Origin of the sequence: Salmonella sp. SG203 (genome assembly GCF_013350575.1) — a bacterium.
Taxonomy (GTDB): domain Bacteria; phylum Pseudomonadota; class Gammaproteobacteria; order Enterobacterales; family Enterobacteriaceae; genus Salmonella; species Salmonella enterica.
In genome coordinates this window covers 259079-271473 of record NZ_SNMT01000002.1, presented here as the reverse complement: position 1 = coordinate 271473, position 12395 = coordinate 259079, and the positions used below count along the sequence as shown (strand labels likewise).

General features: G+C 52.9%; 13 protein-coding genes, 1 tRNA gene, 1 other RNA gene and 1 pseudogene. 6 read left to right on the top strand and 10 right to left on the bottom strand.

The window, feature by feature from the left end:
* The first annotated feature begins 121 nt into the window (after nt 1–121).
* Both macA and macB read left to right on the top strand, forming a co-directional pair.
* Nucleotides 122–1240 carry a macrolide transporter subunit MacA gene (gene macA, locus HV477_RS04420; RefSeq protein WP_023227176.1) on the top strand — a complete coding sequence of 373 codons (1119 nt, stop codon included), beginning with the start codon at nt 122–124 and terminating at the stop codon, nt 1238–1240.
* Nucleotides 1237–3183 (top strand): macrolide ABC transporter ATP-binding protein/permease MacB, encoded by a 1947-nt coding sequence (macB, locus tag HV477_RS04415; RefSeq protein ID WP_000125881.1) that lies wholly within the window; start codon nt 1237–1239, stop codon nt 3181–3183. Before macA ends, macB begins: the two co-directional genes overlap by 4 nt.
* A gap of 129 nt (nt 3184–3312) precedes the next feature.
* Here macB and cspD read toward each other — a convergent pair whose 3' ends face one another.
* Nucleotides 3313–3534 (bottom strand): cold shock-like protein CspD, encoded by a 222-nt coding sequence (cspD, locus tag HV477_RS04410; protein ID WP_000447499.1) that lies wholly within the window; start codon nt 3532–3534, stop codon nt 3313–3315.
* 150 nt (nt 3535–3684) lie between these two features.
* On the opposite strand from cspD, the gene HV477_RS28190 reads away from it, so the two are divergent.
* From HV477_RS28190 to clpA, 3 genes are all read left to right on the top strand, one after another.
* Nucleotides 3685–3762 (top strand): hypothetical protein, encoded by a 78-nt coding sequence (locus HV477_RS28190; protein ID WP_212742690.1) that lies wholly within the window; start codon nt 3685–3687, stop codon nt 3760–3762.
* Nucleotides 3763–3857: 95 nt separating this feature from the next.
* A complete protein-coding gene (gene clpS / locus HV477_RS04405; protein WP_000520789.1) occupies nt 3858–4178 on the top strand; it encodes an ATP-dependent Clp protease adapter ClpS in 321 nt (106 codons plus the stop codon).
* A 30-nt stretch (nt 4179–4208) separates the two neighbouring features.
* The gene (gene clpA / locus HV477_RS04400) at nt 4209–6485 is read left to right on the top strand and encodes an ATP-dependent Clp protease ATP-binding subunit ClpA (protein ID WP_000934063.1); all 2277 of its coding nucleotides are present in this window, start codon (nt 4209–4211) and stop codon (nt 6483–6485) included.
* Nucleotides 6486–6696: 211 nt separating this feature from the next.
* On the opposite strand, the gene HV477_RS04395 is transcribed toward clpA, so the two are convergent.
* The 6 genes and pseudogenes from HV477_RS04395 to HV477_RS04370 form a co-directional block, all read right to left on the bottom strand.
* Nucleotides 6697–6894, bottom strand: a complete 198-nt coding sequence (locus tag HV477_RS04395) for a hypothetical protein (protein ID WP_001117984.1) — start codon at nt 6892–6894, stop codon at nt 6697–6699.
* Between the two features lie 161 nt (nt 6895–7055).
* A pseudogene (locus HV477_RS04390) lies at nt 7056–7409 on the bottom strand (tyrosine-type recombinase/integrase); the annotation flags it as partial.
* Between the two features lie 455 nt (nt 7410–7864).
* Nucleotides 7865–8000, bottom strand: a non-coding RNA gene (locus tag HV477_RS04385) — RtT sRNA.
* Between the two features lie 234 nt (nt 8001–8234).
* Nucleotides 8235–8322, bottom strand: a tRNA-Ser gene (locus tag HV477_RS04380).
* Between the two features lie 148 nt (nt 8323–8470).
* On the bottom strand, nt 8471–9148 hold the full coding sequence (locus HV477_RS04375; protein ID WP_000097893.1) for a hydrolase: 678 nt from the start codon (nt 9146–9148) through the stop codon (nt 8471–8473).
* Nucleotides 9149–9167: 19 nt separating this feature from the next.
* Nucleotides 9168–10028: a pirin family protein gene (locus HV477_RS04370; RefSeq protein WP_000809969.1), complete on the bottom strand. Its 861-nt coding sequence runs from the start codon at nt 10026–10028 to the stop codon at nt 9168–9170.
* A gap of 108 nt (nt 10029–10136) precedes the next feature.
* Here HV477_RS04370 and HV477_RS04365 point away from each other — a divergent pair, with 108 nt between their 5' ends.
* A complete protein-coding gene (locus HV477_RS04365; protein WP_000597928.1) occupies nt 10137–11048 on the top strand; it encodes a LysR family transcriptional regulator in 912 nt (303 codons plus the stop codon).
* Between the two features lie 90 nt (nt 11049–11138).
* Here the strand turns inward: HV477_RS04365 and infA are convergent, their stop codons facing one another.
* The 3 genes from infA to aat are packed head-to-tail and all read right to left on the bottom strand — an operon-like array spanning nt 11139 to nt 12373.
* The gene (gene infA / locus HV477_RS04360; protein ID WP_001040187.1) at nt 11139–11357 is read right to left on the bottom strand and encodes a translation initiation factor IF-1; all 219 of its coding nucleotides are present in this window, start codon (nt 11355–11357) and stop codon (nt 11139–11141) included.
* Nucleotides 11285–11668 (bottom strand): membrane protein, encoded by a 384-nt coding sequence (locus HV477_RS04355; RefSeq protein ID WP_001578948.1) that lies wholly within the window; start codon nt 11666–11668, stop codon nt 11285–11287. Before HV477_RS04355 ends, infA begins: the two co-directional genes overlap by 73 nt.
* Nucleotides 11669–12373 (bottom strand): leucyl/phenylalanyl-tRNA--protein transferase, encoded by a 705-nt coding sequence (gene aat / locus HV477_RS04350; protein ID WP_001241649.1) that lies wholly within the window; start codon nt 12371–12373, stop codon nt 11669–11671. It lies immediately after the preceding gene.
* Between the last annotated feature and the right edge of the window lie 22 nt (nt 12374–12395).

The window sequence follows — 12395 nt, the reverse complement described above, 5'->3', positions numbered from 1 at the left end:
GTCGAGATTGAACCACAGGAAACATTAACCAATCGTCAATACAGCCGGCGCTATCTTTATTGCGTCAGGTTTGTTTAGATACGGTTTACTTTCTGGTTAAAATTTTGCCGTCAGGGTTTCTATGCGTGCTAAGGGAAAGAAATTTAAAAAGCGTTATCTGGTCATTATTTTAATTCTTTTAGTGGGGGGGATGGTTAGCTGGCGAATGATAAATGCGCCGCTGCCAACTTATCAGACATTAATCGTGCGGCCAGGCGATCTTGAACAGAGTGTACTGGCGACTGGAAAACTGGACGCGTTGCGTAAAGTGGATGTCGGCGCGCAGGTGAGCGGCCAGTTGAAAACGCTGCTGGTCTCCATTGGCGATAACGTTAAAAAAGATCAGCTACTCGGCGTGATTGACCCAGATCAGGCGGAGAACCAGATAAAAGAGGTCGAGGCCACCCTGATGGAGCTGAACGCGGAGCGTCAGCAGGCAGCCGCTGAGTTAAAGCTGGCGCGGGTTACACTGGCGCGCCAGCAGCAGTTAGCTAAGACTCAGGCGGTATCGCAACAGGATCTGGATACTGCGGCGACGGAGTTGGCGGTTAAACAGGCGCGTATTGGCACCATAGATGCCCAGATCAAACGTAATCGGGCCTCGTTGGACACCGCGAAAACCAACCTGGAATATACCCGTATTGTCGCCCCCATGGCGGGGGAAGTGACGCAAATCACTACCCTGCAAGGACAAACGGTGATTGCAGCTCAGCAGGCGCCCAATATTCTGACGCTGGCGGATATGAGCACCATGCTGGTAAAAGCGCAGGTCTCGGAAGCGGACGTGATCCATCTTCGGGCGGGGCAGAAAGCATGGTTCACCATTGCAGGCGATCCGCAAACGCGCTATGAAGGCGTTTTAAAAGATATTCTGCCGACGCCGGAAAAGATCAACGACGCTATTTTTTATTACGCCCGGTTTGAAGTGCCGAATCCCAAAAGAATCTTGCGTCTTGATATGACCGCACAGGTTTATATTCAACTCATGGATGTCAAAAATGTACTGATTATTCCTCTCGCCGCACTTGGCGAACCGGTGGGCGGCAATCGTTATAAAGTGGCGCTGTTGCGTAACGGCGAAAAACGTGAGCGCGAAGTGATCATTGGCGAGCGTAACGATACAGACGTGGAAGTGGTTAAAGGTCTGGAAGCGGGCGATGAGGTGATCATCGGCGAGAGCAGGCCAGGAGCGACGCCATGACGGCATTGCTTGAACTGTGCAATGTGAGTCGCAGCTACCCCTCCGGAGAAGAGCAGGTGGCGGTGTTGAAAGATATCTCCCTGCAAATCCACGCCGGGGAGATGGTGGCGATCGTCGGCGTTTCCGGTTCTGGAAAATCAACGCTGATGAATATCCTCGGGTGCCTGGATAAACCGACCAGCGGCACTTATCGGGTGGCGGGGCGGGACGTCTCGACGCTGGACCCGGACGCGCTGGCGCAGCTGCGGCGTGAGCATTTTGGCTTTATCTTTCAGCGCTACCATCTGTTGTCGCATTTAACGGCAGCGCAAAATGTTGAAATCCCCGCCGTCTACGCCGGCATTGAACGCAAAAAACGCCAGGCGCGCGCCAGAGAGTTGCTTTTGCGGCTGGGATTAAGCGATCGCGTCGATTACCCACCTTCACAGCTTTCTGGCGGACAGCAGCAGCGTGTCAGTATTGCCCGCGCGCTGATGAACGGCGGACAGGTGATTCTGGCGGATGAGCCGACTGGCGCGCTGGATAGCCATTCCGGCGAAGAGGTGATGGCGATTTTGCGCCAACTGCGCGATCGCGGACATACGGTGATCATTGTGACGCACGATCCGCTGATTGCCGCCCAGGCGGAGCGGATTATTGAAATTCACGATGGCAAGATTGTCCATAATCCGCCTGCGCAGGAAAATAAACGCGAACAGGGCGTTGACGCTGCCGTAGCTAATACGGCTCCCGGCTGGCGGCAATTTGCCAGCAGCTTTCGCGAAGCGCTGTCGATGGCGTGGTTAGCGATGGCCGCTAACAAAATGCGTACTTTACTGACCATGCTGGGAATTATTATCGGTATTGCGTCGGTGGTGTCGATTGTGGTGGTCGGCGACGCCGCAAAACAGATGGTACTGGCGGATATCCGCGCTATGGGCACTAACACGATTGATATTCATCCAGGCAAAGATTTTGGCGACGACAACCCGCAGTATCGACAGGCGCTGAAATATGACGATCTGGTCGCTATTCAGAAACAGCCGTGGGTTAACTCTGCGACGCCCAGCGTTTCAAAGAGCCTACGTCTTCGCTATGGCAATATTGATATTGCCGTAAATGCTAATGGCGTCAGTGGCGATTATTTTAACGTTTACGGCATGTCCTTTAGGGAGGGGAACACCTTCAATGCTGTACAGCAACAGGATCGCGCGCAGGTGGTGGTGCTGGATGCCAACACGCGACGCCAGCTATTTCCAAATAAAGCGAATGTCGTAGGGGAAGTGGTGCTGGTGGGTAATATGCCGGTTATTGTTATTGGCGTGGCGGAAGAGAAACCGTCCATGTACGGCAATAGCAATCTGTTGCAAGTTTGGTTGCCCTATAGCACGATGTCAGATCGCATAATGGGTCAGTCATGGCTTAACTCGATCACCGTTCGTGTGAAAGATGGCGTTGATAGCGATCAGGCTGAACAGCAGCTTACCCGCCTGCTCACCTTACGCCACGGTAAAAAAGACTTCTTCACCTGGAATATGGACAGCGTCCTGAAAACAGCTGAAAAAACCACCTATACTCTTCAGTTATTTCTGACGCTGGTGGCCGTCATTTCGCTGGTTGTCGGCGGCATCGGCGTCATGAATATTATGCTGGTTTCCGTCACCGAGCGAACGCGTGAAATCGGCATCCGTATGGCGGTAGGCGCGCGCGCCAGCGATGTGCTACAGCAGTTTCTTATTGAAGCGGTGCTGGTTTGCCTGGTTGGTGGAGCGCTGGGGATTAGCTTGTCGATGTTCATCGCATTTATGCTACAGCTTTTCCTGCCCGGCTGGGAGATCGGCTTTTCACTGACTGCGCTGGCGAGCGCGTTTTTATGTTCGACATTTACCGGGATATTGTTTGGCTGGCTACCGGCGAGAAACGCGGCGCGACTGGACCCGGTGGATGCGCTGGCAAGGGAGTAATCTTGCTGACGTCATTTGTCGGCCTGATAAGATGCAACAGTGTTGCCACCAGGCACTGGCGTTAAATAAAAATGCCAGCCGATCGGGCTGGCATTTTGCCTCCTGGATGTACACAATGAGACAGAGGAGCTATGCAACGGCCTCTGCTTCGATGGGCACGATGACGCTGGCGTGATTGCCTTTTGGCCCCTGGTGGACATCAAACCGGACAGACTGTCCGGCTTTAAGCGTTCTGTAACCATCCATTTGAATGGTGGAATAATGGGCGAAAATATCCTCGCCGCCGCCTTCAGGGCAGATGAAACCAAACCCTTTGGCATTGTTGAACCACTTTACAGTACCCGTTTCCATGCTTCGACATCCTTCGTAAATCTTATATAAGTAAGATGGAATGAACCGGTGACGGAGTGGGGGCTGTTCAAAACCTCACCAACTCTCGACATTACAATTTAGAGAAATCAGGCGAGGCGTCAAGCATCAGGCAGGGGGGATCGGGTAAAAATGAATCAAAAATTTGAAGCAGTTAACGCTATTGCCGGGAATGTGACAGATGTCGCGGATGGTACTGATAGATGTTAGTTATCTATCAATTGAGGTAGATTGATTGTGTGCATAGACTCTGGTCAGCGGCAGATTTTCCTGCCGACAACCGTAACCGATAATGACGACTGACAATGGGTAAGACGAACGATTGGCTGGATTTTGACCAGTTGGTGGAAGATAGCGTGCGCGACGCGCTAAAACCGCCATCTATGTATAAAGTGATATTAGTCAATGATGACTACACTCCGATGGAGTTTGTTATTGACGTGTTACAAAAATTCTTTTCTTATGATGTAGAACGTGCAACGCAATTGATGCTTGCAGTTCACTATCAAGGCAAAGCTATCTGCGGCGTGTTTACCGCCGAGGTGGCGGAAACCAAAGTGGCGATGGTGAACAAGTATGCAAGGGAGAACGAGCATCCGTTGCTGTGTACGCTGGAAAAAGCCTGAATGCAGGTATAAAAATTGGGGGAGGTGCCTATGCTCAATCAAGAACTGGAACTCAGTTTAAACATGGCTTTCGCCAGAGCGCGCGAGCACCGTCATGAGTTTATGACCGTCGAGCATCTGTTGCTGGCGCTGCTCAGCAACCCATCGGCTCGCGAAGCGCTGGAAGCATGCTCCGTGGATCTGGTGGCGCTCCGTCAGGAACTCGAAGCCTTCATTGAACAAACCACACCCGTACTGCCTGCCAGTGAAGAAGAGCGTGATACGCAGCCGACGTTAAGTTTCCAGCGTGTCCTGCAACGTGCCGTCTTCCACGTTCAGTCTTCCGGGCGTAGTGAAGTGACTGGCGCGAATGTGCTGGTGGCTATCTTTAGCGAGCAGGAATCACAGGCGGCTTATCTGCTGCGTAAGCATGAAGTGAGCCGTCTGGATATCGTGAACTTTATTTCTCACGGGACGCGAAAAGACGAACCGAGCCAATCTTCCGATCTCGGCAATCAGCCAACTGGCGACGAACAAGCTGGCGGGGAGGAACGTATGGAAAACTTCACGACGAATCTTAACCAACTTGCTCGCGTGGGCGGCATCGATCCGCTGATTGGTCGTGAAAAAGAACTGGAGCGCGCGATCCAGGTCTTGTGTCGTCGCCGTAAAAATAACCCGCTGCTGGTGGGGGAATCCGGCGTTGGCAAAACGGCGATTGCCGAAGGGCTGGCCTGGCGTATCGTGCAGGGCGATGTGCCGGAAGTGATGGCCGATTGCACCATTTACTCGCTGGATATCGGTTCGCTGCTGGCGGGCACCAAATACCGCGGCGATTTTGAAAAACGGTTTAAGGCGTTGCTGAAACAGCTTGAGCAGGATACCAACAGCATCCTGTTTATCGATGAAATCCATACCATTATCGGCGCTGGCGCGGCGTCGGGCGGACAGGTGGATGCGGCAAATCTGATTAAACCGCTGCTTTCCAGCGGTAAGATCCGGGTGATCGGCTCAACGACCTATCAGGAATTCAGCAATATTTTTGAGAAAGACCGCGCATTAGCACGCCGTTTCCAGAAAATTGATATTACCGAGCCTTCGGTGGAAGAGACGGTGCAAATTATCAACGGCTTGAAACCTAAGTACGAAGCGCACCACGACGTGCGTTATACCGCGAAAGCGGTGCGTGCGGCGGTCGAGCTGGCGGTAAAATATATCAATGACCGCCATCTACCGGATAAAGCCATTGACGTGATTGACGAAGCGGGCGCTCGGGCGCGTCTGATGCCGGTGAGCAAACGTAAGAAAACGGTCAACGTGGCGGATATTGAGTCCGTAGTGGCGCGAATTGCGCGAATTCCTGAAAAGAGCGTCTCGCAGAGCGATCGCGATACGCTGAAGAACCTGGGCGATCGTCTGAAAATGCTGGTCTTCGGCCAGGATAACGCGATTGAGGCGCTGACCGAAGCTATTAAGATGAGTCGTGCGGGGTTGGGCCATGAGCATAAACCTGTCGGCTCATTCTTGTTCGCCGGGCCAACTGGCGTAGGGAAAACTGAAGTTACGGTACAGCTTTCAAAAGCGCTGGGTATTGAGTTGTTGCGCTTCGATATGTCCGAATATATGGAGCGCCATACGGTGAGCCGTTTGATCGGCGCGCCTCCGGGATACGTCGGTTTCGACCAGGGCGGGCTGCTGACGGATGCGGTGATTAAGCATCCTCATGCGGTGCTGTTGCTGGATGAGATCGAAAAAGCGCACCCGGATGTCTTTAACCTGCTGCTGCAGGTGATGGATAACGGTACGCTGACCGATAACAACGGCCGCAAGGCGGATTTCCGCAACGTGGTGCTGGTGATGACCACCAACGCCGGCGTGCGAGAAACCGAACGTAAATCTATTGGTCTTATTCATCAGGACAACAGTACCGATGCGATGGGCGAGATCAAGAAAGTGTTTACGCCTGAGTTCCGTAACCGTCTCGACAACATTATTTGGTTCGATCATCTGTCTGGCGAGGTGATTCATCAGGTTGTCGATAAGTTTATCGTCGAGTTGCAGGCTCAGTTGGATCAGAAAGGCGTCTCCCTGGAAGTCAGTCAGGAAGCGCGCGACTGGCTGGCGGAAAAGGGCTATGACCGGGCGATGGGCGCACGACCAATGGCACGTGTGATCCAGGATAACCTGAAAAAACCACTGGCCAATGAGTTGCTGTTTGGATCGCTGGTTGACGGCGGACAGGTCACCGTCGCGCTGGATAAAGAGAAAAATGCGTTGACGTATGACTTCCAGAGTGCGCAAAAGCACAAGCCGGAAGCCGCGCACTAATCTTCGTTTCACTGCCGTACAAACCGGGCCTTAGCGCCCGGTTTTTTTATGCCGGCTAATAGTTAGCCTGATGGTGTTGTGCTCGCGGTAGGCGGATAAGGCGCTTGTAAATTGCGCCATCATCCGGTAATCGACGGGTCAAATGCGAAAAAAAGCCCGACCCGCTGCGTGAAAAGGGATGCTGAAGCCGCTGTTACCAATGCCAAAAAAACTAATCCTCTTCTCTGAAAAGAGTAGTCTTACACTTAGCACAAAGAATTCTTCTGTGATTATCCCATACCTGTATCAAACCAACATCGCTGAATTTCTCGTGACCACAACTGTAGCAGGATATTTTGCTCATATTGTGTTTTTTAATATATTCATCTTTGGTGGGAAGTTGCTTCCAGTAGCCTATCAGTCCGGGCATAACCTCTCCTTGAGTGGTTTATGTAATTTGCAAACCATGATAATAATCATATAAGAAATAGTTCATCGTGAAATTATTCCTTATCACATTTTCGAAAGCGAATGCTATTAGCATCACACTTTCTACGTTGTTATCAACGATAATGCTTTCGTACAGGTAGCTTAGCTGTTGGCAGTGCTATACCCCGTCCAGTCATCCATCAGCGCCACTCGTTTAGGCCATAACGTCCCACGCTGATACGCTGCTTCAGCCTTATCTGCCAACTGGTGTGCCAACGCATGTTCAATAACCTCACGTTGATAGTCCGTTGTTTCACCAGCCCACTCACGGAAAGTAGAACGGAAGCCATGCGGCGTTAAGTCGGTATATTCCATTCGTTTCAATACAGCCAATAACGACATATCAGAAAGTGTTTCAGCGCGAGGGGCAGGGAATACATGATTGTTATTTTTCAAACGCGGTAAGCCTTCTAATAAAGCAACGGCAGAATCAGAAAGAGGAACTCGGTGCTTTTTTACTACCGAGAGATACTTATGCAAACTTTTCTAAAGCGTTTTAGGTAGGGGACTGGGGCTGTTTTACACAATCTATAGTAAGTTTGGTGTAGCAACCAAAGGTCCAAAAACAAACCTTTCATCAGGAAAATCACAGTAAAAACAAGAAGTTTAGATACAAAAGCCCGTACTTTCGTACGAGCTCTTTCTTGAATATGGCGGTGAGGGGGGATTGACTCGCTTTGCTCGCCCCTTTGGGGCAGCCCGTTCGCTGCGCGCCCGGTCTGTCCAACTGGCTGCGCCGCTACTCAGCCCATCCCTGGGCCTCGCCCCTTCGGGGCCAGATCAAGCTCTGTTCAAAAACGCTCCCGGCGTTTTTGTGTCGAACCCCGGTCGGTGGTTCTCATCCCCCCTTGGTTTGGGGGATACATATAAGCAAAAAGCCCGTACTTCTGTACAGGCTCTCAACTTGAATATGGCGGTGAGGGGGGATTGACTCGCTGCGCTCGCCCTTCGGGGCAGCCCGTTCGCTGTGCGGCCGGTCTGTCCAACTGGCTGCGCCAGTTGTCGAACCCCGGTCGGTGGTTCTCATCCCCCCTTGGTTTGGGGGATGCATATAAGCAAAAAGCCTGTACTTCTGTACAGGCTCTCAACTTGAATATGGCGGTGAGGGGGGGATTGACTCGCTGCGCTCGCCCTTCGGGCAGCCCGTTCGCTGCGCGCCCGGTCTGTCCAACTGGCTGCGCCAGTTGTCGAACCCCGGTCGGTGGTTCTCATCCCCCCTTGGTTTGGGGGATGCATATAAGCAAAAAGCCCGTACTTCTGTACAGGCTCTCAACTTAAATATGGCGGTGAGGGGGGGATTCGAACCCCCGATACGTTGCCGTATACACACTTTCCAGGCGTGCTCCTTCAGCCACTCGGACACCTCACCATATTGTATTGCTGCCTGACCACTTGGGGGGCAACGGGGCGCTACTATAGGGAGTTGCGCTAAAACGGTCAAGCAGAATTTACATATTCACTGTCGTTTGCTCATGCAATAGACATAATCCCCGCCCAAACTGGCGCGGGGAGGCAAATTAACGCTGTGAATCCAACATTTCGTTGTTTTTCACCACATCCTGCGCTTTGCTGTAGCTTTCGATCAGCAGTTGATAGGCCGGGAATACCTGAGTATAAACGTCGGCCCACGCGGCGGCGTCTTCACGGTTCCAGGTGCCTTGCAGCTCAGAGGCGACTGCGGCAGTATCCATCGGTACGACGCCAGCCTGTACGATACGCGCCAGGGTGATCTCCTGCGCCATCTTACTGTAGGTGCCGGATGCGTCGATCACGGCAAATACCTTATAGCCTTCCGCTACCGCGCTAATGGCCGGGAATGCCATGCACACGCTGGTAATCGTCCCGGCAATGATCAGCGTCTTACGACCCGTCGCTTTTACCGCCTTAACGAAATCTTCGTTATCCCAGGCGTTAATTTCACCTTTGCGCGCAATGTACTGCGCATGTGGCGCATTAGCGTGGATCTCCGGGATCAGCGGGCCGTTCGGACCTTGCGGTACGGATGCCGTGGTAATGACCGGCATTTTCGCTAACGTCGCCATCTTCGCCAACGCCGCGGCGCGAGCGCGTAATTCCGGCATTGGCATATCGCCTACGGTCTGGAAAAGACCGCTTTGATGATCGATTAAAAGCATCACGGAATCGTTAACATCAATTACCGGGCGCAAACCATTAAAATTAGCAGGACTTGACATCGTGTTCTCCTTCATGTTTTCAGATTTGGCCAAAACGGCCGGAGTTGAAATCGCGGACTGCTTCTGCGATCTCTTGTTTCGTGTTCATAACAAATGGGCCGTAACCCACAATCGGTTCGTTCAGTGGCTCGCCTGATAACAGCAATACGCTGGCGTCGCTGCTGGCCTCAAGGTGCAGCGTTTTCCCTTGCTGGCTCAATACCACCAGTTGCGCTTCGTTGACCGGCGTCGTGCCGTTCACCGTGATATTGCCTTTCAGTACCACCAGCGCGGTGCTCCATCCTTCCGGCTGTGCCAATGTAAGCTGGCGATTGCGTTGCAGGCGCATATCCCAGACATTGAGCGGCGAGAAAGTGTGCGCTGGGCCTTTTGTCTCTTCATAACGCCCTGCGATGACCCGCACGACTCCGGCGTCATCCGGCAACGTAACGGTCGGGATAACATCGTGGGTAATGCTTTGATAACCCGGGGTGGTCATTTTGTCCTTCATGGGAAGGTTAACCCACAACTGCACCATTTCCAGTTCGCCGCCCCGACGGGTAAACGCGTCGGAGTGGAACTCTTCATGCAAAATGCCTGCGCCTGCGGTCATCCACTGAACGTCGCCCGGGCCGATAACGCCGCCGCGACCGGTAGAGTCCCGATGCTCGACTTCGCCACTATAAACAATCGTCACGGTCTCGAAACCGCGGTGTGGATGCTCCCCAACGCCGCGTTTTTCATTACCCGGCGTAAATGTGTGCGGCCCGGCATAATCCAGCAGCAGGAAGGGACTCAACTGCTGCGCATGTGACTGATAAGAAAAGAGTGAACGAACCGGAAATCCATCGCCAACCCAGTGCGGGCGAGGTGCGGTATAGACGCCTGTAATCTGTTTCATGGTGTTCTCCTCAGTGGCGTTGTCTTGATGTGAATAAGCTTATATTCATGACAAAAGCTTCGGTAGTGGCTAAAATGGCTCATACCGTTCCATTAATAGGACAATGTAATGATAAAAACGGATCTCAATGATTTTGCGTGGTTTGTGCATGTGGTCGAAGAGGGTGGGTTTGCCGCGGCGGGGCGTGCGCTTGATGAACCAAAATCAAAACTGAGCCGGCGTATTGCGCAACTGGAGGAACGGCTGGGCGTGCGATTGATTCAGCGAACCACCCGGCAGTTTAACGTTACCGAAGTGGGACAAACATTCTATGAGCACTGTAAAGCGATGCTGGTGGAAGCTCAGGCGGCGCAGGATGCCATTGCCGCATTGCAGGTAGAACCTCGCGGTATCGTGAAGCTAACCTGCCCGGTAACGCTGCTGCATGTACACATCGGCCCAATGCTGGCGAAGTTTATGGCGCGTTATCCTGATGTTTCGCTACAGCTTGAAGCGACCAATCGTCGGGTGGACGTCGTAGGGGAGGGGGTGGATGTGGCGATTCGCGTCAGGCCGCGCCCGTTTGAGGATAGCGACCTGGTGATGCGCGTCCTGGCTGACAGAGGGCATCGCCTGTTTGCCAGCCCGGATCTTATCGCACGGATGGGAATCCCTTCCGCGCCGGCGGAGTTGAGCCATTGGCCAGGGCTAAGTCTTGCATCCGGCAAGCATATCCACCGCTGGGAACTTTACGGCCCGCAGGGCGCGCGTGCGGAAGTCCATTTTACCCCGCGTATGATTACCACCGACATGTTGGCGCTACGCGAGGCGGCGATGGCGGGCGTGGGGCTTGTGCAGTTACCTGTCTTAATGGTGAAAGAACAACTGGCCGCCGGTGAACTGGTCGCGGTGCTGGAAGAGTGGGAGCCCCGGCGGGAGGTTATTCATGCTGTGTTCCCATCCCGGCGAGGATTATTACCTTCCGTACGCGCGTTGGTCGATTTTTTGACGGAAGAGTATGCGCGGATGGTGGAAGAGTAACCTGCTCGTCATTCATCGACTTAATGGACGCAAAAAAGGCCGGTTAAACCGACCTTTTATCCAGCCGCCCTTCAGGGCGTGAGGAGACAATTAGCGACTACGGAAGACAATGCGGCCTTTGCTCAGGTCGTACGGGGTCAGCTCAACGGTCACTTTGTCGCCCGTCAGGATGCGGATGTAGTTCTTACGCATTTTACCGGAGATGTGTGCAGTAACCACGTGACCGTTTTCTAACTCTACGCGGAACATGGTATTAGGTAACGTTTCGAGAACGGTACCTTGCATTTCAATATTGTCTTCTTTGGCCATCTAATCCTCTGGGGTATCACTACCATAATTTGAACCGGCAAGATAATGCCGAACTTCTTTTGATAAGTAAAGATTTGTGCGTTTAAAACACAGCAAACCAGGTTTAGCACATGATTCCGCGACACACGACAACGCCGCGTTATACACTTTTTCCCTGATACTACCGCCTGATGTATCGACATAAGCGCAACATATAAGGGAACGGTGAAATAAACGATGGGCGTTACCTGACAACGGGCTGCGGGATAATGAGCTAAACCAATTCTGCGGCAGCAATTATAACACCCCAATAAAAAATGTGCCGAAAACATTCACTTCCGGGGCAAAAATAATGTCCGCGGCACCCAAAAACGGGAGGCCAGCGGCTGTTGGCGTAAGGCCGCGAGGTGATCGAGGTAGTCACGACGTGGAATTTCAATGGCGCCGAGCGAGGCGGTATGACTATTAAGTACCTGACAATCAATAAGTTTACCGCCGTGACGGATAAATTCAGCGCAAAAAACCAGCAGTGCGGTTTTAGAGGCATTCTCCTGGCGGCTAAACATCGATTCGCCGCAAAACAGCGCCCCCTGCGAGACGCCATACATCCCGCCGACCAGTTCCCGATCGCGCCACACTTCAATGGAGTGCGCGTGGCCCAATTCATGTAATCGGCGATAGGCTTCCTCAATACCACGCGTTATCCAGGTGCCTTCGTCACGGTGATTGGCGCATCCATCAATGACCCGATCGAAAGCGTAATTGAGCGTCACGCGGTAAGGGGATGCGTTGTGAAAACGCTTCATGCTGCGACTGAGGTGAAACTTTTCAGGCCACAGCACGGCGCGCGGATCGGGCGACCACCACAGAATCGGGTCGCCCGGCGAAAACCACGGGAAAATCCCGTGCTGGTAGGCCATTAACAACCGGGCAGGGCTGAGATCGCCGCCCAGCGCCAGTAAACCGTTAGGCTCGCGTAAAGCGCCTTCCGGCGAAGGGAAGGCGATAGAATGTCGGGAAAGCTGAACCAGACGCATGACGGCGAAACTCCAGTACGCA

Bases quoted from the DNA above. Each gene is read 5' to 3' on its own strand.
- HV477_RS04375 (WP_000097893.1), bottom strand. From the start codon at position 9,148: ATGTCAAGTCCTGCTAATTTTAATGGTTTGCGCCCGGTAATTGATGTT.
- macB (WP_000125881.1), top strand. From the start codon at position 1,237: ATGACGGCATTGCTTGAACTGTGCAATGTGAGTCGCAGCTACCCCTCC.
- macA (WP_023227176.1), top strand. From the start codon at position 122: ATGCGTGCTAAGGGAAAGAAATTTAAAAAGCGTTATCTGGTCATTATT.
- HV477_RS04395 (WP_001117984.1), bottom strand. From the start codon at position 6,894: ATGCCCGGACTGATAGGCTACTGGAAGCAACTTCCCACCAAAGATGAA.
- HV477_RS28190 (WP_212742690.1), top strand. From the start codon at position 3,685: ATGAATCAAAAATTTGAAGCAGTTAACGCTATTGCCGGGAATGTGACA.
- cspD (WP_000447499.1), bottom strand. From the start codon at position 3,534: ATGGAAACGGGTACTGTAAAGTGGTTCAACAATGCCAAAGGGTTTGGT.
- HV477_RS04355 (WP_001578948.1), bottom strand. From the start codon at position 11,668: ATGTTTTCGGCACATTTTTTATTGGGGTGTTATAATTGCTGCCGCAGA.
- clpA (WP_000934063.1), top strand. From the start codon at position 4,209: ATGCTCAATCAAGAACTGGAACTCAGTTTAAACATGGCTTTCGCCAGA.
- HV477_RS04365 (WP_000597928.1), top strand. From the start codon at position 10,137: ATGATAAAAACGGATCTCAATGATTTTGCGTGGTTTGTGCATGTGGTC.
- aat (WP_001241649.1), bottom strand. From the start codon at position 12,373: ATGCGTCTGGTTCAGCTTTCCCGACATTCTATCGCCTTCCCTTCGCCG.
- infA (WP_001040187.1), bottom strand. From the start codon at position 11,357: ATGGCCAAAGAAGACAATATTGAAATGCAAGGTACCGTTCTCGAAACG.
- clpS (WP_000520789.1), top strand. From the start codon at position 3,858: ATGGGTAAGACGAACGATTGGCTGGATTTTGACCAGTTGGTGGAAGAT.
- HV477_RS04370 (WP_000809969.1), bottom strand. From the start codon at position 10,028: ATGAAACAGATTACAGGCGTCTATACCGCACCTCGCCCGCACTGGGTT.